Below are 19,369 nucleotides of genomic sequence, written 5' to 3' on the forward strand. Positions count from 1 at the left end.
CGGGCGGTGATTGCCCGGTTGCACACATTAATCTGGGTTCACTCGGAAAAGAGCCTTTTCTTTTTGATCTCGGACCGTCAATGTGCTCCTGATAGTGGACTTTTCCAGCGAGATTCGACGAAACCTGATGTCTGAAGACCTTCTGCGATACGATATTCTGATCCAGGACGCGCTGCGTGGAGCGGTGAAGAAAATACTTGCCGAAGTCGGTCGAACCGGCCTGCCCGGAGACCACCACTTCTACATCGCGTTCGACACCAATGCCCCGGGCGTGCGCATTTCCCAGCGGCTCAAGGAACGCTACCCGCAGGAAATGACCATCGTACTGCAGCATCAGTTCTGGGATCTCGCCATCGGCGAACATGCGTTCGAAGTTGGCCTGTCCTTCGGCGGCGTGCCGGAAAAGCTGCTGGTGCCTTTCTCCGCCATCAAGGGCTTTTTTGATCCATCCGTGCAGTTCGCTCTGGAGTTCGATCCAGGCAAGACGGCGGAAGAATTGCCGGAAGAACTGCTGGAAGCCGTGGAAGAACTTGCCAAGGCCGAGCAGGAGCTTGAAGGCAGCGACGCCAAACAGGACGATGGCACCGGCAACCAGGAAGCAGCCTCCGGCGAACAGAAATCCAAACCTGCCGCTCAGGCCACGGAAAACAGTGACGGTGGCGGCGAAGTCGTTTCCCTGGACGCCTTCCGCAAGAAGACCTGAAATCGGGAGCCTTTCCCATGAGCGCGGAGATCATCAATCTGCGCATGGCGCGCAAACAAAAGAAGCGTGAGGACAAGGACAAGTCCGCCGAAGACAATCGGCGAAAGTATGGCCGGTCCAAAGCTGAACGCGACGCTGCCCGCAAGCGCCGGGAGACACTGGAAACTCATGTCGACGGGCATCTGCTGGAAGGGCCGCATGGCCCGGAAGCAGAAACATCCGCCCCTTCAAAGTCCAATGCAGAAAAGTCTCGCCTGGACCTGTCCGGCGACGGCGACTGACCACCAATGGCTTTGCTCAAACGTTCCCTCTCCCTTCACGGCCACCGCACCAGCCTGGCGCTGGAAACCGAATTCTGGGACGTGGTCGATGCCCATGCCCATGCCGAAAACAAGTCCCTCGCAGGACTGATCGCCGAGATCGACGACAACCGCGATCCGGAAGATCCGCTGTCTTCGGCTGTCAGGGTCTGGGCCTTGAAACGCGTGCAAAAGGAAGCTGAGCAGCTTTCGGAGGGATGAGCGGCTGGCAATCTGGCAATCAGATTGCCGGTCTTCTGCTTTTCGCCTGCACACAGCGCTTTTGGAAGTGCCCGGACCGCCTCCCCTCTCGCCGCCTCAGCAACACACATCTCGCTCATCCTGAGGAGCGCGCTTGCGTGCATCTCAAAGGATGGCGACACATTCTCGAGCAAGCAGCCCATCCTTCGAGACAGCGCTTCGCGCTTCCTCAGGATGAGGGGAGACTGTTGGAAAACTGGAGTTGGTAGGGCAGCTTCTTTTCTGACGACCGTTCAAGGGCTTCAGGCAACACCTTACCAATACCGACGAGCGAAGGCTCGTCGCACAGGCCTATCACTGCGCGCCGGGCAGGACCAGCGGCGAGCCGACGTCGCGGGTCAGGAGGTCCTCAATCGAGACGGGCGGGTCCAGAGGCGGCAGGCCGTTTGATGGTTTTTCGGCCGGAACATCACTTGGCGGCGCTGTCAGGTCGTCCAGGTCCGGGGATTCCAGAAGGGTACGGATGCGATCGGCAAAGGGGGCTGCGGCAACGGCTGGAGCCGGTGCCGGAGTTGGAGCTGGCGGGGGCGCGGCGCGGGTTTCCCGGCGCGGCGTTGAGTCGGTTTGCTGTGGCAGGGCCGAATTTTCCTGCTTATCCGGATCTGCCTGAGGCTCGCTGCCGTCTCCGGACTGCCCCTGCTCCAGTTGAAGCTGCTCTTCCTCTGCAGCACGTGTCGCTTCACGCTGCCGGCGGGCCTCGCCTTCCCGCTGATTTTTCAGCTCCCTCACAAGACGGTCGCGCTCCAGGATTTCCGCCTGAAGTTTCTCAACGCGCTCAACTTCCCGCTCAAAGGCGCGCAACGTCAGATAGGCGGTGAAAGGTGCGATATCGATACGGCGCTCCGGTGCTTCCACAGGCCCTTCGAACAGCAGCCCGACTTGCGGCTCAGCACCCGTCACCGCATCCTCGCCCGGATCGACCTTCAAGGAGAAATCCGCATCAAGGTCGTAGTTGGCAAGGTCCATTTCTGCACTGCCGAAGATCTCGGCCTTTTCTGCATCGACCACCACATTGCGCGCACTCAGCCGGCCGCCGACCATTGTCAACGTGCCGTCAACGCGCTTGAACGGCAGGCTGCCCGCAGCCATGTGGCTGACAAAAACGTCTCGAATCTTGTCATCCTGAAGGTCCAGTCCCGCGTCCACAGCGCGGGTCACCAGCGGAAAGGCCTGCGGATTGAGGCCCCGGAAGTCGCCGTTCTCCATCGAGAACGTGCCACCGCCGGTGAGGCCGCTCACGATTGCCGAAATCGACCGCCCAGCCCCTTCGAACTCCAGGAAAAGGTCGAGCGTTCCGGAGGCGACCGCCCTGTTGTCCGGCCGCCAGGACACCTGCCTCAGGTCGGCATTGTCGAGTTTGACCCGGCCGGAGGCCGCTGCCTCAGCTTCCGTTCGGCGGATCGAGAGACTGCCGTCAAGCTGGCCACCGACAAAGGCTCCGTGCAGCCCGTCCAGACGGAACAGGCTCGGCGACAGCCGAAGCTCGGCACTGGGACTGGTGATTGCCGTTTCCTCGTCCAGCAGCAGTCTGTCTGCCTTGAGCTGCACTGTCAGGTCGAGACCATCCAGAAGCGGCGAGCCAAACGGGGTCGTCGGCCACATACTGGAACCATCGCCGGCCGAGAACCACTGGTCCGGGCCAAGCACGAGTTCCGTCATGGTGCGCAGATCGGCCTCGGACACCGTCATCTCGCCGGAAAAACGTCTGTTGCGTTCTCCCTGAGCCGGTTCAAGGTCGCCTTCAAGACGTCCCTCGAAGGACGTGGACCCGAGCGCCCCTTCGGCCCTGCTGATAGCCAATGAGCTGCCAACGCCTTCCAGATCCACCGAAAGCGCAGCCGGGATCGTGCCGCTCATGATCGGCAGAACCCGCCCGGCCATCAAGGCCAGCGGCCCAAGGTCGGCGGTCTCCGCATTCACGGACATCAGGTATTCCGGCGCCTCATCCTTTTTCAGGGTTACGGTGCCCATGGCGTCGACCTTTGATGCGCCGACTTCGGTGGCAAGATGCGTCGTCAGGCCCTTGGCCGGAATGCCGGCAACATTCAGCGCCAGATGGCCACTGCCGGCAGCTTCCAGCGGAATGACGTCGAAACCAAGCTGCTGCAGAAGTCTGCCGCCGTCCGGACCGTTCAACTCCACGCCGACAGCAATTTCCGCATCGTGCCACTGATCGACACGCCCCTTGAGTTCCGCACTGATTTCAGTGTCCGCCCCGCCCGCGCTGCCATCGAGGCGCAGCGTCATGTCTGTTGTCTCGCCCGCCGCGGCAGCCTTCAACTCCGCATCGAACTTGGCAGGCACCAGACTTGCGGCTGCACGCTCCAGCCGCTCTGCGAACACGGTTTCCGGAAACAGTCCCCCCGCCAGCGCCACAAGGCCGCTCAGATCGCGGGCATCGAGCGTTCCCGAGACTGCCCCCTCAGGGGCAGAAAAGAGATTGCGGATATCGCCGGAAACGTCGAGCCGGGCGCCTGCCAGATCGTCCGCAAACAGCCTGTCGATCCGGACGCCGCCGTCCGAATATTCCGCTTCCAGCGCCAGGCCTTTGCCTTCGACACCGCGCGCCACCACCTGTTTGGCACGCAGACGCAGGGAAACGTCGAGACCCTTGGGATCTTGCGGGTCACCCGCCGCCCCCGCCTGGGGGTGAAGCAGCGCAGCCATGTTTTCGATCTGGTCCAGATCGAGCCGGTCAGCCTCCAGAGACAGAGAGAATTCCGAGTTGCCGCTGCGGGGAATACGGTAAGCCAGACCGCCACGGGCTTCGGACCCGGCAATGGTCAGCCGCAGATTGTCCAGAGCCGCTCCGTCTTGCACTAGGTTCAGGCGGCCTTCCAGGGTCACCGGCTCGATTGTGCCGGTACCGCTGTCCTTCTTGCGCCACCAACTCAGCAGCGATCCTGGCTGCTCGGAGTTGATCGACACCGCACCGCGATAGGTCAGAGACGGCTCCAGACCGAGATCGCCCTGGGTTGCTACCATCGTGCGGCCCGGCAGGCGTCCGGCAAGGCGCGCAACGCGCCAGCCGCCCAGAGTGGTTTCAAGATCCAGGCGAACATTCTGAATGATGCCGCCACCGGCCACCAGCGCCGGAACGTCCATGGAAATGGCGCCATCGATGGACGGCAAGGGCACGACGCGAAGGGCCGCGACCAACCGTTTTGCCGCCTCGTTGATATCGACTGGCGACTGAGGCCCGCCACCAAGCAGCCTGTCCAGATCAACCTGCTTCGACTTTGCGCGGATCTCGAACCGTTTGTCGCCTGCGTAAAGCAGATCCGCATTGCCGGTCATGCTCAAACGCCGGTCTTCAGGTCCGTAGCGGAATTCGAATTCAGGAACGGCGACCTCGGCGATATCGGCAGTGAACTGCCCTTCCGCCTGCCACGTGTTCGGATCGTTTTCTTCCAGCGCGACCGAGGCGATGTTGAACCGGCCATCGAAGACCGGGGCTGCATCGGCCACCTGAAGGTGGCCATCGAAGGAGAAACTGACAGGCCGGTCGGTTGGCGTCACGTCGCCTTTCACGCGCAGTCCGGCATCTTCCTGAGCGCGGCCTGTCGCCAGACTGACCGTATAGGGCGTTCCGTTCAGCGTGAGGCTTCCAGCGCCCCGGAACGGACCGGCAAGCGACCGTGCGGATACGACAAGGTTGCCGTTATCGATCCTGTTGATCTCCCCGGACCGCGCATCGACAATCGTCAATGCGCCGTCTCGGATCGTGACATTTTCGAAAGACAGGTCGTCCGGTGCCAGTTTGGAGATGGCCCCGTTTGAGGTCATGGCGGTCAGCCAGTCCAGACGGCCCTGCTCATCCAGCGAAAGCGCCAGATGCGGGCGGTCGAGTTCCATATCCAGAACGCGAATCTCACCCTTCAGAAGCGACGGAAGTTCGATACGCATATCGAACCGCGACACAACCAGCAGCGGGTCTTCCGCACCGCCGACGCGAACGTCGGAGAAACTGATGGACGGAGCAGGCAGAAGCCGCAGATCCGCCTCGCCCAGCACAGTCACCTTGTGCCCGAGCGCGCGTTCCGCATAGCTTTCGAAAGTCGAGCGGTAAACGGTCCAGTCGATAAAGAACGGCCCGACCAGCGCTGCCACCAGCACCAGAATGACTGTTACACCCAACGTGATGTAGACGGAGTTCAGGCCTTGTCTCCTTGTTCTCCAAAGTCACCGGATATCGTACCGGATAGATGTAGCCGATCCCTGCTGCAGTGCAAACACAGGATTGCCGGCGCCAGCCGGACCGCAGCAGCGCGTCGTCCGGCGGAGCAAAACGAACCTATTGAACTGATTCGATACAATATCATGACTGCGGCAGGATCTTGCCGGGATTCATCAAATTGTTAGGATCGAGCGCCTGTTTGACAGAGCGCATAACCTCAAGCGCTTCGCCATGTTCCCTGGCCATGTATTTCTGCTTGCCCTGGCCGACCCCATGTTCGCCGGTGCAGGTGCCGCCCATGTCGATCGCCCTCAGTGAAAGCCGTGCGACAAAGTCCTCTGTCCGCTGCTTTTCGTCCGGGTCCTCCAGATCGACAAGGATCTGGACGTGGAAGTTGCCGTCGCCGACATGGCCGACGATTGGCGCCAGCAAGCCTTCGTTGCGGATGTCCTCGGCCGTGGCCGCGACGCAGTCGGCAAGGCGCGAAATCGGCACGCAGACGTCCGTTACCATGATGCTGGCGTCGGGCTTCAGCGACTTGCCGGCCCAATAGGCGTCATGGCGTGCGGCCCACAGTTTCGTCCGTTCCTCGGCACCCGTCGCCCATTTGAACGGCCCGCCGCCAAATTCTTCGGCGATGGCGGAAAAGGTCTCGGACTGCTCCTGAACGCCGGCCTCAGACCCATGAAACTCCAGGAAAAGCGTCGGCGTTTCAGGCAGATCCAGCTTGGAATAGGTGTTGCAGCCACGCACCTGAACTTCGTCCAGAAGTTCGATACGGGCAACAGGCAGCCCCATCTGGATGGTCATGATCACCGCGTTACAGGCCGACGCGACATCCGGGAACGGGCAGACACCGCCGGAAATGGCCTCCGGCTGTCCATTAAGGCGCAGGGTCAGCTCCGTGATGATGCCAAGCGTGCCTTCCGAGCCGACAAACAGCCGGGTCAGATCATAGCCGGCCGAAGACTTTTTCGCTCTGCCGCCCGTCTTGATGATGCGTCCGTCCGCCGTCACAACGGTAAGGCCGAGAACGGCGTCCTTCATCGTGCCGTAGCGAACCGCATTGGTGCCCGAAGCACGCGTGGCCGCCATGCCGCCAATGCTTGCATCCGCCCCCGGATCAATCGGGAAGAACAGGCCGGTGTCGCGAATGAAACTGTTGAGCTGTTTGCGCGTCACCCCGGCCTCGACACGGCAGTCAAGATCCTGCGCGTTGACTTCCAGAACGTTGTTCATGCGTGACAGATCGATTGAAATGCCACCAAACGGCGCATTCACGTGACCTTCAAGCGATGATCCTGTCCCGAAGGCGATCATCGGCACCTTGTAGGCAGCGCAGATCTTTACCGCTTCGGCGACTTCTTCGGTCGTCTCCACGAAAACGACTGCGTCTGGCGGCTGATTCTTCAGCCAGGTGGTGGTGTGGGCATGCTGCTCCCGCAAGGCCCTGGATGTGGAACAACGGTCCTTGAACAGCTCCGTCAGCTTCTCGATGGCAGCGCCAATCCCGCTATTCTTTTCAAGAGCTTGCGCTTCATTGGTCGCATTTGCCAGTTCCGGCATTTTCTTTCCTCCTGGGGCCGCGCTTTTGTCTGCGCGGTAAAAAACCGAATATGTTAGCCCCGGCCCGAAAGGTCAAAGCCTAATGGGCATTTCTCGCAGGGTTGGACACAATGGCGCAAGGAGGATTGGAAAGGTGACTTGGGACGCAAAGCCGGTGGAAAGCGAAATCATGACGGTCAAGGAGGACTGGATCGATTACAACGGCCACCTGAACATGGCCTATTACAACGTTCTCTTCGATACTGCCGTCGACGAGGTCTTTCTACGCCTCGGCCTTGGTCCCGACTATGTGAAGACCCGCGACGCGTCGTATTTCACCGCGGAAGTGCACGTCTGCTATGTGCGCGAACTCAGCGCCGGCATGCCGGTGATCGCGACACTTCAGCTTGTCGACTTCGACGCCAAGCGCGCCCACTTCTACCAGGAACTGCGCCATGCGGAAGAAGGCTGGCTGTCGGCGACCTCCGAGCAGCTCAGTCTTCATGTCGACATGAACGCCCGCAAGGTTGCCCCCTGGCCGGAGGATATTACGGCCAATTTGACGGCCTTGTCTGAAGCTCATCGTTCATTGCCGCGCCCAGAACGCGCCGGGCGCCACATCGAGATCCGCAAAAAGCCTTGAGCCATTGATCCGCAAACAAAAAAGCCCGTGGAACGGAACACCGCTCCACGGGCTGACGTCTTGACCGACTGCCTCAGCCGTAGTGGTTGGAGACAACCACGCCGGCAATTTCCTTGGAATCGACAACACCGACCACATCGTCCGGGCGCGGAATGCGGCCGTCACCGGAGACGATGATCGCGCAGCTGCGATTGCGGTTGTTCATGCGGGTAATCACCGAGTTCATGATATTTGTTGCCGGAGCAACCACGAAGTCGCTGGAGAGGACCGCACGCAGTGTCTGCCCTGCAAAACGGTCGGCCTGATACGGGATTGTGCCGAGGCGCACGAAACCGGCGATGCGGGCCCCATCGGACGCGATGATGTGGGACGCTCCATCGGCGCTCACCGCGGAAATGGCTTCCTGGATCGGCGTATCGAGCGGCAGGATCACGAAGTTCTTCGCCATCACTTCCTTGATCGGCTGCACCAGATACATGTTGGTGTGCCGGTTCTGTGGGATCGGTTTGCCACGATGCCGCAGTTTGACGGTGTAGATGTTGTCCGTGATGAGCCAGCGCCGCATACCAACCGCAATCGCGACTGCCAGAACCAGCGGCACGATGACGTTATAGTCGCGGGTCATCTCGAAGATCATCACGATGGCGGTCATCGACGCACCGGTCGCGCCGCCCACAAGAGCCCCCATGCCCACAAGGGCAAATTCCACAGGTGTGAACCCGCTGTCCGGGAAGAGGTGAGAACACAGGACACCGACCATGCCGCCCAGCGTCGCGCCGATGAACAGCGAGGGCGAGAACACACCGCCCGACGCCCCTGCGCCAAGGCTGATCGATGTCGCGATGATCTTCGCGATGAACAGAACAGCCAGCAGAACAAGCGTATACGGCGTCGAGTTGAGGATATCCTGGATCGTGGCGTAGCCGACACCGGCCGTGTGGTAATGACCGGTGGTCAGCATCAGAGCATAGCTCAGCGTGCCGATCATCAGCATGCCGATGATGTTCTGGGTGTAATCATTGCCCGGAAGCTGAGGGAACACATCCTCGCACCAGGCAAGCGTGCGGATGAAAGCCCAGGAGGCGATGCCCGCCAGCACGCCAAGCAGCGCATAGGCGCCAAGCTGAATGGGGTCGATGGCCTCGATCGCCTTTTCCGCCGAGATCGGAACGATAAAGGCAGGGTCGAGACCAAAGGCAATGCGGCCAGCATAGGTCGCCGTTGCGGTGGCAACAACCACCGGCAGGAACGTCCGGTTGCTGACCTCAGGCAAGAGCATCTCGACCGCAAACAGCACGCCGCCCAGCGGCGTGTTGAAAGTGGCCGCAATCCCTGCCCCGGCGCCCGCCGACAGCAGCGTGATTTTCTGCCATCGGGGCAGATGCAGGGCCCTGGCGATTGTCGAGCCGAAAGAAGCGCCGATCTGGATGATGGGGCCCTCACGGCCGACAGAGGCGCCGGTGCCAATGGAAATCGCCGACGCGAAGGACTTGACCAGTGCCACAACGCCGCGCACGTCGCCCTTCTTGTGGTAGATCGCGAACATGACCTCCGGCACACCATGGCCCTTGGCTTCGGGCGCAAAGGTCCTCACCAGAAAAACCACGATCAGGCCGCCGATGACAGGCACAAGAATGACCAGGGCACCAAGCGGGCTGGCTTCCGCGAACTGGTTTGCGTCGTAAACGGTCGAAAATTTTCCGTAATAGAAAAGGTTGTGAACGATCGAGATAAGATATCGGAAGAACACCGCTCCGGCGGCTGCAACGATCCCTATGAAGAACGCAACAAGACACAGCAACGGAACAGAAAAAACGCGTTCTTTTATCTCGTCGGGAGCCCCATCACCGGGCAGTGACTGGGTATCGGACGGTTCAACAACGGACATGGCAGGCCAACACTTTTTGGCTGAAAGGGCAAACTATGGCGATTGCCGAAGCCCCTGACAACCGGTCTCGGCGACCGCAACGGCAACTTGGCTCAAGGCTTCGACTTCCCCTCCTTAAACCTGAACACATGAAAATCAAGGGACAAGCGCTTTTTTTTTGATTTTGTCGATGAAGTAAAGCTGTTCGTCCTTAATATGGGCGCGTGTGCCAGATTGGCTCTTGTTTCCAGGTGAGTGCCGCCGACCAAATGCCAGATCGATTGAACTTTTTCTTTAGGCTCGTTCCTGCCATTCGTTCCGGCATCGTCAGGCTTTTCGCAGGCATCTGGCTCAACATCAGAGAATTTCTGCGTCAGAAAAGCCATATCGTCTGGCTACTGGCCCTTCTGATTGGCACCTTCGTTTCCTGGGCGGCCATTATCTTTCGCGAGATCATCAGTCTCGTGCAGGTACCCTGGCTCGGCACCGCGACGGAACATGTCGTCAGCGCTGCCGCAACCCTGCCTTGGTACGTGATTGTCGCCGGCCCCACCATCGGCGGACTGCTGGTCGGTCTGCTGCTTCAGTACATGCAGCCGATGCAGAGAACTTTCAGTGTCTCGGATGTGATCGAGGCCCGGGTGAAGGGGGGGCGCGGACTGCCGTTCTGGCCAGGCATTTCATCTGCCCTGATCACCGCGTTGTCGCTCGGCTTCGGTGCCAGTGCCGGGCGCGAAGGCCCCGTCGTCCATCTGGGCGCGACCATCGGGGCGTCGGTCGGCCGCCTGTTTCAGCTTCCCGAATCCGCGCACCGCATTCTGCTGGCTTGCGGTGTTGCCAGTGCGGTCTCGGCATCCTTCAACGCGCCCATCGCAGGGGTTCTGTTCGCCCATGAGGTCATTCTCGGCCACTATGCAATGTCGGCGATTTCGCCTATCGCGATTGCGGCCGTCACAGGCACCGTGTTTTCGCGGCTCTGGTTCGGTGATGTCGCCGCTTTCGTGATCCCAGGACACCAGATCACCTCCTATTGGGAATTTCCGGCGTTCGCCCTGCTCGGCCTTGTCTCTGCCCTGGTGGCGATCCTGTTCCAGTTCGCATTAATCGGAACGGACTGGTTCGCGCGGAACATCTCGATACCCGTCTGGCTGAGACCTGTTATCGGGGGCTTCGTGGTCGGGTTGATTGCACTGGTCTTTCCCGATGTTCTCGGCGTTGGCTATGAAACCACGGATGCTGCGCTGAAGGATCAGATCCCGCTGGCGATGCTACTGGTGTTGCTCGTTGCCAAAACAGCGGCCACCGCGATAACGCTCGCGTCCCGCTTTGGCGGCGGCATCTTTTCGCCTTCGCTCTATATCGGGGCGATGACCGGAGGGGCCTTCGGACTGATTGCCGCCTCTGTCTTTCCCGAACTGGCTTCAAGTGAAGGCCTTTACGCCATTCTGGGCATGGGAGCCGTTGCCGCCGCCGTTCTCGGGGCGCCCTTTTCAACAACCATGATCGTGTTCGAGTTGACCGGTGGCTACACGCTGTCCATCGCCCTGCTACTGACTGTTTCGATCGCAACTGGCCTGACCCAGGCGGTCCACGGGAAATCCTATTTCCATTGGCTGCTCGGACTGCGCGGGTACTTCGTGAACGATGGCATTCACCGCTTTCTTAGCGAAACGGTGAAGGTGAAGGACTTCATGGGCCCTCCCCCTGCCAACGAACAGGACCGGGTGTTCCGGCCGGGCGAGGACGGCGCCTATCTGCACGACACCGATTCACTTGAAAGCGCGTTGAAAAGCTTCGATTCCAGCGGCGAGGCGCAGCTTCCTGTCGTCAGCAGCAAGGATGCGACACGGATCATCGGAGTGGCGCGCCACGTGCGGGCGCTCAATCACTTCAATGCTGCCCTGATCAAGGCCAACGAAGAAGAGCACCACTAAAGACGGGTGGCAGACACCCCTCTGCCGGACATTCCGGCCGATCAGAATTTCGACGGTTCGGTTGCCAGGATCTTGCCGGCGTACCGGTGGGATGTTTTGCCCTTCAGGCGGAATTGCAGATCCTTCTGCGCCATATAGAACCGCGCCTGGCGCCCTCTTACCCCCGGCAGATCAAACGGATCGAGCCCTGCCCATGGCAGGAACGGGTTCCGTCGCAACGACCCGTAGATACCGACGCGGACCGACGGCCGTTTGCTCGTGGCGCGGGCGTGGAAACCATGTGTGTCGGCAACGACAAGCGTGTTGCCGGGAACCGCAAACCGCACAGGCTCAGGATATCTCAGCCGTTCCAGCTCCTCAGGCGCAAGGCGGAAGGAGCCTCGGGCATGCAGCGTGTTCTTGTCGCCGCAGGCCGACAGGCTCTGTTCGCGCTCCCATTCCAGCCGTTCCGGCGTCAGGCGGTGCGATCCGGGAATATAGGTGAAGGGTCCCTCGGCATCATCGATGTCATAGAGAAAAAACCACGATTTCGCCGTCTGATGGAACGTATCGGAATGGAAGGCGGTTTGCGGGTCCGCTCTGCGCTTGGTGTCCGGATTTGTCATGACGATGTGCAGATAGACCAGAGGATCGCCGTTGGTGGACCCGACGTACCGCAGACCGTTCTGAAACGGCTTGCTCCAGACGAATGCTTTCAAGTGAGGCAGATCCGCCAGCACACTTGGCGGCAGGGGAATGAAGCGCGTGACCGCATTGCCTTGGCGCATGTCCCAGGCGTCGAACCGGGTTGTTTCAACTTCCTTGCGCAGAGCGGCGAGTTCGGCGTCCGGCAACACATCCCGGGTGGCGATGAAGCCGTCCCTTGCATAAGCATCGCGATCAGCTTCCGGAAGGAGATGCTCCAGCCTGCGGCGGCGCGCGTCGGCCATTTTCTCCGCAAGCTTGATGCGCTTGGCGTGCAACCCCGCCTCGTTCAGCCGGCGGCTGCCGATCAGCGGGTTGTCCCGAAACGACTTGGCCCCGGTTGCCAGTTCGGCAGCATAGAGCGGCATCTTGAGAACATCCGCGGCGCGCATTGAAAAACCTCAGCTCGATAAACAGCAATTCAAAACAGAGAGGCCGGTCCAAACCGCCTCCAGGGTCTTTTAGATCGCTTTTGTCGCCTGTTCCAGCCAGATCCGCTCCTTTGCCGCCACCAGCGGGCCGATCTCGTTGCGAACCTTTTCATGATAGCGGTTCAGCCAGTCCCGTTCGGCGGCCGTCAGCAGCCCGGGCTCGATCAGCCGCAAATCCATCGGTACCAGGGTGATGGTTTCGAACCCGAGCATCGGCCGTTCGCCGCCCGGCAGATCCCGTGCCGGAGTAACGACTTCCAGATTTTCAATCCGGATGCCGTATTCGCCGGCCGGATAGTAGCCTGGCTCATTCGACAGGATCATGCCTGTTTTCAGAGGCACAGAGCCGGTTTTCGAAATGCGCTGCGGTCCCTCGTGAACGCTCAGGTAAGCCCCCACGCCATGACCGGTGCCGTGGTCGAAATCAAGACCCGCCTTCCAGAGATCGATGCGGGCAAGCGTATCGAGCTGGGCACCGGTGGTGCCTTCCGGGAATTTTGCCGTGGAGATGGCGATATGCCCTTTCAGCACCAGCGTATAGTGCTTCTTCATCTCCGCACTCACCTCACCGACCGCAAGCGTGCGGGTGATGTCGGTGGTGCCATCTTCGTATTGGGCCCCCGAATCGATCAGGAACGGTTTGCCGACCGGGATCTTCAGATTGCTGGACCGGCTGACCCTGTAGTGGCAGATCGCCCCGTTCTGGCCTGCGCCGGAAATCGTATCGAAGGAAATATCCTTCAGGACCCCGGTTTCCTGCCGGAACTGTTCAAGCTTCTCGGCGGCGCTGATTTCATCGAGATCACCCTGCGGGGCAACTTCATCGAACCAGCACAGGAAATTCACGAAAGCCGCGGCGTCGCGGATATGCGCGGTGCGCGCACCTTTGAGTTCCGTTTCATTCTTGATCGCCTTCGGCAACAGGATCGGATCCTGCGCTTCCAGCAGTGTTCCGCCAGCCTCCGTAATGGCATCGGCGATGCCGATCCCGGCAAGGCCCGGATCGATCATCACCCGGGCACTTGCCTTGCCGAGCGCCTCCAGCCCCGGCTTGAACTCGCTCGGCTCGTTGAGTTCCGTCAGGTTGGAAAGGGCGTCGCGGACGGAATTGGACAGCTTGCGACCATCAATAAAGAGAGACGGTTTGCCATTCGCCGGAACAGTGGCAAAAGACAGCGGCAGCGGCGTATGCGTGACGTCCGAGCCACGGATGTTGAAAAGCCATGCGATCGAATCCGGCTGTGTCAGCACACAGGCATCCGCCTTCTTCTCGCCAAGAGCGGACTGGATTTCAGCAATCTTGTCCTTCGATGCGCGTCCTGCAAGCTCCACCGGATAGAGCGAGACCTGACCGAGCGGAGGTTCCGGTCGGTCCTTCCAGACAGTATCGATGGGGTTGTTGTGCAACTTCACCAGCGTGGCACCGGCCGCCTCGCAGATGTCCTCCAGGCGGCGAACCTCACGCACTGTATGCAGCATGGCATCAATGCCAAGTTTTTGCCCCGGCTGCAGCCGCTCGGCAAGCCAATCGGTCACAGGTTCATTGATCAGGTGGCGTGCCGGAAACACCGCCATGTCGACCTGGTCCCTCACCTGGATGGTGTAGCGGCCATCGACGAAAATCGCCGCATCCTCTCCAAGAACAGCAGCCATGCCGGCAGACCCGGTAAACCCGGTCAGCCATTGCAGCCGGCAATCGTGCGGCGGCACATATTCACCCTGATGCGCATCGGCTCGCGGCACGAGAAAGCCGTCGAGACCACGGCGGGAAAGTTCGGCTCTGAGAAGCGCCACATGCGGCGCACCACAGGAAGGATCACTGAGATCATCAAAAGTTTGGAACATGTCGGCAAGATAATTTCGCGGCCCAATCGGATCAAGCTGGATATTTTTTCCGCCTAAATTGTTTTAGCAGCATTATCTTCCTCATATGCTGCATTGCAGCAAAATATTTCGCATATGCGAACAGCGCAAGGCTGGCATGCGTTACAAGGCCTACCTACGGCTCCGGCAATAGCGCATATAGAGGCCACAAAACAAAAAAGACGTTTCTCCCTAGGGAAGCTCTTGACCTTCAAATGGGATTGATCACTATGACCATGAAAACAACCACTTCGACCCGCGCTGGCGGCAGCTTCATGCGCCGCGCATTCGACCGCATGATTGAAGCCCGCTCCCTTCAGGCACGCCGCTATGTCAACGGCTACCTGCTTTCGCTGGACGACGCGACCTTGGCCTCCCACGGCTATGACCGCGAGCAGCTGGAGCGCGAAGGCACTTCAACCTCTGCGTTCTAAGGGGCTCAGGACGGTTTAGTTAAAGACCACTGTGCAAAAAAAGACCCGCCGGTATTTCCGGCGGGTCTTTTTGTATTTGGAAACAGGAACGGGCGAACCACGCGAGGCGTTTGGCCGATCCTTTAAGACGCGCGCAAGCGCGCTTCGCGGGCTGAGGACGTGATCAAGCAGACCCTCGGCAAACGGGAAACTGGTATCAGGCGTGTTTCCTGCCCCGCACGAGCGTCAGTGTCAGCCAGCCGTCCTTTTCGCCGCGCCGGTCCAGAATGAACCCTTGGCACCCGTAAGCGAACAGGATTCGCGGCCCGTCTTCGACCCTGAGGCCGGAGAGCACAAGGGTTGCGGTCGGGGTCATGCGTTCGCCGATGGATTTGGCCATTTTCATCAGCGGCCGCGCCAGGATGTTGGCGATCACCAGGTCGAACGGACCGTAGTGGCGGAACCGGCGGTCATCGATACCGTTGGCCGTGAAGCCCTTCACCAAATGTCCAGCACCGTTGAGACGCGCATTTTCCAAAGCCGTTTTCGTCGCGACCGCGTCGATGTCGGTTGCCAGCACAGGTTGGCGGGATTGAAGCGCGGCGGCAATTGCCAGCACGCCGGTGCCTGTGCCCAGATCGAGAATGCTGTCGTACTCGCGCATCGACAGCAGCCGGTCGATTTCCTCAAGACAGCCGGCGGTCGTGCCGTGGTGGCCGGTTCCGAAAGCAAGCGCGGCTTCGATCTCGATGCCGATGGCCCCGCCTGGAACCTTGTCCCGGTCGTGACCACCGTGAACGACAAACCGTCCGGCCTTCACCGGCTTCAGCCCTTCCAGAGACTTTTCCACCCAGTTGATGTCCGGCAGTTCTTCCGCTTCCAGCGGCGCGGCGAAGGCATCCGCGCCGACACGGTCACGAACGGTCGCAGCCGCATCATCCGGCTCCATGTCGAACAGAAGGATTTCAGCCGCCCAGAGGCGCCCATCCGGCGTTGCTTCATAGATCGTCACCGGATTGCCGTCGTCCTCGAAGGCCCTTTCAAGGATTTCGGAGATCCGCTTGGCTTCCAGTTCTTCAGCCGTGATCCGCACCCGGATGGTTTTCATTGCCGCTCGCGCCTGTTGTTGTTGGGGTCAAGGCGTGCGGTATAGCGGGAAGCGGCAGCCGATGCCAGCTTGAAACGGCGGGTGGACTGGGCAAACCGGGCCTACGCCCCATTTGCATAGGAAATGCGAGGAAACACCCATGACACGCCTTTTTTCGCAAGCGTTTTGGCACTCCGCAGGTGTGGTGCTGCTCGCCGCAGCCATCTGCCTCACCCTGCTCGTGCTGCCAGCCGGTGCGACGGCAGAACAGGACGCCCTGTTCAAGGCCTTGAAAAATGCGCCGACAGAGGAAGAAGCCAGCCGGATAGAAGACGACATCTGGAATAGTTGGCTGGATGCTGCCCCAAGCCCGGATATCCGGAAAAAAGTGGATGAGGCGATGCGACGGCGCGACGGTTACGACTTTCAGGGAGCAAAGGAGTTGCTCGACCAGGTCGTGGCAGAGGCTCCGGACTATTCGGAAGGCTGGAACCAGCGCGCCTTCATCCTGTTCCTGCAAGGCAACTATGAAGCCAGTCTGGACGATATCGAACGCGCCCTGGAGCTGGAACCCCGCCACTTTGGAGCCCTGTCCGGAAAGGCAATCATCCTGATGACGCTTGGCCGGGTGGATGCAGGACAGGAAGTTCTGCGGGAAGCGGTTGGTATTCACCCGTTCCTGAAGGAGCGCGACATGCTGATCAAACCACAGGGCGTTGACCTTTAACGCATTAGGAGCGAGCAGCCCCCGCTTTGCCGTTCCTATCCAAGAGAAACAGCGTGCGGGAGCATTCCGGTCAACGTTCTGGCAACGCGCCGGTCAGTGCCGTTCGACGAAACTGTCGATGACCTTCTTCACCCCGGCCTTTTCAAAATCGATGGTCAGCTTGTTGCCTTCGATCGACTTGATCGCTCCATAGCCGAACTTGATGTGAAACACGCGTTCGCCAACAGAGAATTCCGACGGCGTGTCGCTGACGGATTTCGCGACCAGTTCCCCTTCGATGGTCAACGGTCCCTGTCGCTTCTGCCGTGCGGACTGGTAGCCGCGCCCGCCACCATCGGAAAACCCGCTGGAGGACTTCTTGGCACGTTGTGCTCGTTGCCAGCCCGGCGTGGAATAGCTGCCCTTGTCGAACGGATCGTGGCTGTCGAACCGCGACGCGCCATACCCGCCGCCGCCATAGCCACCATAGTTGGACGAGGCTTCCGCGATCTCCACATGGTCCGGCGGCAGTTCATCCAGAAACCTTGAGGGGACGGTTGACTGCCAAAGGCCGTGAATGCGTCGGTTGGATGCGAAGTAGAGCTTCGCACGTTTTTTCGCCCGAGTGATACCGACATAGGCCAGCCGGCGTTCTTCCTCCAGACCAGCGCGGCCGGATTCGTCCAGCGCGCGCTGATGCGGGAACAGACCTTCTTCCCAGCCGGGCAGGAACACGGTGTCGAACTCCAGCCCCTTTGCCGAGTGCAGCGTCATGATGGACACGGCGTCGGTCACATCCGCGCTGTCCCGGTCCATGACGAGAGAGATATGTTCCAGGAACCCGGCCATGGATTCAAAATCGTCCATCGACCGGATCAGTTCCTTCAGGTTGTCGAGCCGCCCCGGCGCTTCCGCCGAGCGGTCCTGCCGCCACATCTCCGTATAACCGCTTTCGTCCAGGATGATTTCCGCCAGTTCGGTGTGTTTCATCTGGTCGAGTTGGCGCCGCCAACGCTCGAAGTTGTCGAGCACGGATTTCAGTCCGTTACGCGGCTTAGGCTTCAGTTCCTCGGTGTCGATCAACTGACTCGCAGCCTGCATCAGCGGGATTCGTTCCGCCCGGGCGACACCATGCACCAGCTTGAGCGTCGCATCGCCAAGGCCACGCTTCGGCGTGTTGACGATACGCTCGAACGCCAGATCGTCCGCGGGTTGCACGACACAGCGGAAATAGGCCATGGCATCGCGGATTTCCATACGCTCATAAAAGCGCGGACCGCCGATGACCCGGTAGTTCAGCCCCAACGTAACGAAACGGTCTTCGAACTCGCGCATCTGAAAGGACGCGCGCACCAGAACCGCCATTTCATTGAGCGAATGACCCTTGGCCTGAAGGGACTCGATTTCGTCGCCAATGGTGCGGGCTTCTTCCTCGCCGTCCCAGACGGAGGCCACCGACACCAGATCGTGGTCCGGCTCTTCGAAATCGGTGAACAGCGTTTTGCCGAGCCGGCCTTCGTTGAAGGCAATCAGGTGAGACGCTGCCGCCAGTATGTGGCTGGTCGAGCGGTAATTACGCTCAAGGCGAATGACTACCGCGCCTTTGAAGTCGTGTTCGAAGCGCAGGATGTTGTCCACTTCCGCCCCGCGCCAGCCATAGATCGACTGATCATCGTCACCGACGCAGCAGACATTCGGATTGCCCTGCGCCAGCAGCCGCAGCCACAGATACTGGGCTATGTTGGTGTCCTGATATTCATCCACCAGCATGTAGCGGAACCGGCGCTGATATTCCTTCAGAACATCGGGCTGGGTCTTGAACAGCGTGATGACATGCAGCAGCAGGTCGCCGAAATCGGCCGCGTTCAGGATCGACAGGCGTTCCTGATATTCCTCGTAAAGCTTGCGGCCCTTACCGTTGGCAAACGCCCGCGCCTCCCCTTCCGGGACATCCTTTGGCCCCAGCGCCCGGTTTTTCCAGCTATCCAGAATTCCAGCGAAGGTCTTGGCCGTCCAGCGCTTGTCGTCCAGCCCCTCGGCCTGGATGATCTGCTTGATCAGGCGGATCTGGTCGTCGGTGTCGAGGATCGAGAATGACGATTTCAAACCGACCAGTTCGGCATGCTTGCGCAGGATTTTCACGCAGATGGAGTGAAACGTGCCGAGCCAGGCCATGCCTTCCACATTGCCGCCGACAAAACCGGCGATGCGCTCTTTCATCTCGCGCGAGGCCTTGTTGGTAAAGGTGACGGCCAGAATTTCGGAAGGACGTGCAAGGCCAGACGCCAGAATGTGGGCGATGCGGGTCGTCAACACACGGGTTTTCCCGGTTCCTGCACCCGCCAGCACCAGAACCGGCCCTTCGGTGGTTTCCACCGCCAGCTGCTGTTCCGGGTTCAGCCCGGTCAGATAATCCGGCGCCCGCCGTGCCGCCATCGCCCGGGCCGCGATCCCGCCTTGCGGCCGCACCGGTGCAGGCGCGGGCTCTGCCCGCGTGCCGATAGGCTGGAAAGGATCGTCAAAGGAATCGTCGTACCCGTCCGGGTCGGTCATGGTTTACTGGTCCGGTTTCAAGCGCTTGTTTTGAGAACAATATAGCAACATACCTGCGCTGGCGAGGCGCGAATGTCCGATTTGGTGGGGACAAGAGCCGGGCTTTCCTGATTTGCTCCGGCAACTGCGTAAAGCAACCACGGTTTGACACAGCGGCGACAGAGTTCAGGAAACCCGAAGGCTCGCGGCTGCGGCCAACACAG

At 60.3% G+C, this 19,369-nt stretch carries 14 protein-coding genes; 7 read left to right on the top strand and 7 right to left on the bottom strand.

Annotated features, from left to right (window positions below; translation table 11 throughout):
- Positions 1-127: 127 nt before the first annotated feature.
- From AC2A6O_RS28135 to AC2A6O_RS28145, 3 genes are read left to right on the top strand one after another with little or no spacing between them, the layout of a single operon-like run.
- Positions 128-703, top strand: a complete 576-nt coding sequence (locus AC2A6O_RS28135; RefSeq protein ID WP_148586060.1) for an SspB family protein — start codon at positions 128-130, stop codon at positions 701-703.
- A gap of 17 nt (positions 704-720) precedes the next feature.
- A complete protein-coding gene (locus AC2A6O_RS28140) occupies positions 721-984 on the top strand; it encodes a DUF4169 family protein (RefSeq protein WP_498932042.1) in 264 nt (87 codons plus the stop codon).
- Positions 985-990: 6 nt separating this feature from the next.
- Positions 991-1,224, top strand: a complete 234-nt coding sequence (locus tag AC2A6O_RS28145) for a ribbon-helix-helix domain-containing protein (protein ID WP_498932043.1) — start codon at positions 991-993, stop codon at positions 1,222-1,224.
- A gap of 333 nt (positions 1,225-1,557) precedes the next feature.
- Here AC2A6O_RS28145 and AC2A6O_RS28150 read toward each other — a convergent pair whose 3' ends face one another.
- Entirely contained in the window at positions 1,558-5,400 is a 3,843-nt protein-coding gene (locus AC2A6O_RS28150; RefSeq protein WP_498932044.1) for an AsmA family protein, read from the bottom strand.
- A 181-nt stretch (positions 5,401-5,581) separates the two neighbouring features.
- Positions 5,582-7,006: an FAD-binding oxidoreductase gene (locus tag AC2A6O_RS28155; protein WP_498932045.1), complete on the bottom strand. Its 1,425-nt coding sequence runs from the start codon at positions 7,004-7,006 to the stop codon at positions 5,582-5,584.
- Positions 7,007-7,088: 82 nt separating this feature from the next.
- On the opposite strand from AC2A6O_RS28155, the gene AC2A6O_RS28160 reads away from it, so the two are divergent.
- The gene (locus AC2A6O_RS28160) at positions 7,089-7,628 is read left to right on the top strand and encodes a thioesterase family protein (protein ID WP_498932046.1); all 540 of its coding nucleotides are present in this window, start codon (positions 7,089-7,091) and stop codon (positions 7,626-7,628) included.
- A gap of 73 nt (positions 7,629-7,701) precedes the next feature.
- Here AC2A6O_RS28160 and AC2A6O_RS28165 read toward each other — a convergent pair whose 3' ends face one another.
- The gene (locus AC2A6O_RS28165; protein ID WP_498932047.1) at positions 7,702-9,516 is read right to left on the bottom strand and encodes a chloride channel protein; all 1,815 of its coding nucleotides are present in this window, start codon (positions 9,514-9,516) and stop codon (positions 7,702-7,704) included.
- A gap of 260 nt (positions 9,517-9,776) precedes the next feature.
- On the opposite strand from AC2A6O_RS28165, the gene AC2A6O_RS28170 reads away from it, so the two are divergent.
- Positions 9,777-11,429: a chloride channel protein gene (locus AC2A6O_RS28170; protein ID WP_148586053.1), complete on the top strand. Its 1,653-nt coding sequence runs from the start codon at positions 9,777-9,779 to the stop codon at positions 11,427-11,429.
- 41 nt (positions 11,430-11,470) lie between these two features.
- Here the strand turns inward: AC2A6O_RS28170 and AC2A6O_RS28175 are convergent, their stop codons facing one another.
- Both AC2A6O_RS28175 and AC2A6O_RS28180 read right to left on the bottom strand, forming a co-directional pair.
- Positions 11,471-12,505: a phytanoyl-CoA dioxygenase family protein gene (locus AC2A6O_RS28175; protein WP_498932048.1), complete on the bottom strand. Its 1,035-nt coding sequence runs from the start codon at positions 12,503-12,505 to the stop codon at positions 11,471-11,473.
- Positions 12,506-12,574: 69 nt separating this feature from the next.
- Positions 12,575-14,389, bottom strand: coding sequence for an aminopeptidase P family protein (locus AC2A6O_RS28180; RefSeq protein ID WP_498932049.1), 1,815 nt, complete (start codon positions 14,387-14,389; stop codon positions 12,575-12,577).
- A 248-nt stretch (positions 14,390-14,637) separates the two neighbouring features.
- On the opposite strand from AC2A6O_RS28180, the gene AC2A6O_RS28185 reads away from it, so the two are divergent.
- Positions 14,638-14,841, top strand: a complete 204-nt coding sequence (locus AC2A6O_RS28185) for a hypothetical protein (RefSeq protein WP_286192717.1) — start codon at positions 14,638-14,640, stop codon at positions 14,839-14,841.
- A gap of 196 nt (positions 14,842-15,037) precedes the next feature.
- On the opposite strand, the gene AC2A6O_RS28190 is transcribed toward AC2A6O_RS28185, so the two are convergent.
- Positions 15,038-15,928 carry a 50S ribosomal protein L11 methyltransferase gene (locus tag AC2A6O_RS28190; RefSeq protein ID WP_498932050.1) on the bottom strand — a complete coding sequence of 297 codons (891 nt, stop codon included), beginning with the start codon at positions 15,926-15,928 and terminating at the stop codon, positions 15,038-15,040.
- Positions 15,929-16,067: 139 nt separating this feature from the next.
- Here AC2A6O_RS28190 and AC2A6O_RS28195 point away from each other — a divergent pair, with 139 nt between their 5' ends.
- Positions 16,068-16,634, top strand: a complete 567-nt coding sequence (locus AC2A6O_RS28195) for a tetratricopeptide repeat protein (RefSeq protein WP_498932051.1) — start codon at positions 16,068-16,070, stop codon at positions 16,632-16,634.
- A gap of 93 nt (positions 16,635-16,727) precedes the next feature.
- Here the strand turns inward: AC2A6O_RS28195 and AC2A6O_RS28200 are convergent, their stop codons facing one another.
- Positions 16,728-19,166 (bottom strand): ATP-dependent helicase, encoded by a 2,439-nt coding sequence (locus AC2A6O_RS28200; protein WP_148586047.1) that lies wholly within the window; start codon positions 19,164-19,166, stop codon positions 16,728-16,730.
- Between the last annotated feature and the right edge of the window lie 203 nt (positions 19,167-19,369).

This window comes from Labrenzia sp. ATLA3, assembly GCF_057180185.1.

Excerpts from the sequence above, each read along its gene's own strand:
- AC2A6O_RS28135 (WP_148586060.1), top strand. The coding sequence starts at position 128 with ATGTCTGAAGACCTTCTGCGATACGATATTCTGATCCAGGACGCGCTG.
- AC2A6O_RS28140 (WP_498932042.1), top strand. The coding sequence starts at position 721 with ATGAGCGCGGAGATCATCAATCTGCGCATGGCGCGCAAACAAAAGAAG.
- AC2A6O_RS28145 (WP_498932043.1), top strand. The coding sequence starts at position 991 with ATGGCTTTGCTCAAACGTTCCCTCTCCCTTCACGGCCACCGCACCAGC.
- AC2A6O_RS28155 (WP_498932045.1), bottom strand. The coding sequence starts at position 7,006 with ATGCCGGAACTGGCAAATGCGACCAATGAAGCGCAAGCTCTTGAAAAG.
- AC2A6O_RS28160 (WP_498932046.1), top strand. The coding sequence starts at position 7,089 with ATGGGCATTTCTCGCAGGGTTGGACACAATGGCGCAAGGAGGATTGGA.
- AC2A6O_RS28165 (WP_498932047.1), bottom strand. The coding sequence starts at position 9,516 with ATGTCCGTTGTTGAACCGTCCGATACCCAGTCACTGCCCGGTGATGGG.
- AC2A6O_RS28175 (WP_498932048.1), bottom strand. The coding sequence starts at position 12,505 with ATGCGCGCCGCGGATGTTCTCAAGATGCCGCTCTATGCTGCCGAACTG.
- AC2A6O_RS28180 (WP_498932049.1), bottom strand. The coding sequence starts at position 14,389 with ATGTTCCAAACTTTTGATGATCTCAGTGATCCTTCCTGTGGTGCGCCG.
- AC2A6O_RS28185 (WP_286192717.1), top strand. The coding sequence starts at position 14,638 with ATGACCATGAAAACAACCACTTCGACCCGCGCTGGCGGCAGCTTCATG.
- AC2A6O_RS28190 (WP_498932050.1), bottom strand. The coding sequence starts at position 15,928 with ATGAAAACCATCCGGGTGCGGATCACGGCTGAAGAACTGGAAGCCAAG.
- AC2A6O_RS28195 (WP_498932051.1), top strand. The coding sequence starts at position 16,068 with ATGACACGCCTTTTTTCGCAAGCGTTTTGGCACTCCGCAGGTGTGGTG.
- AC2A6O_RS28200 (WP_148586047.1), bottom strand. The coding sequence starts at position 19,166 with ATGACCGACCCGGACGGGTACGACGATTCCTTTGACGATCCTTTCCAG.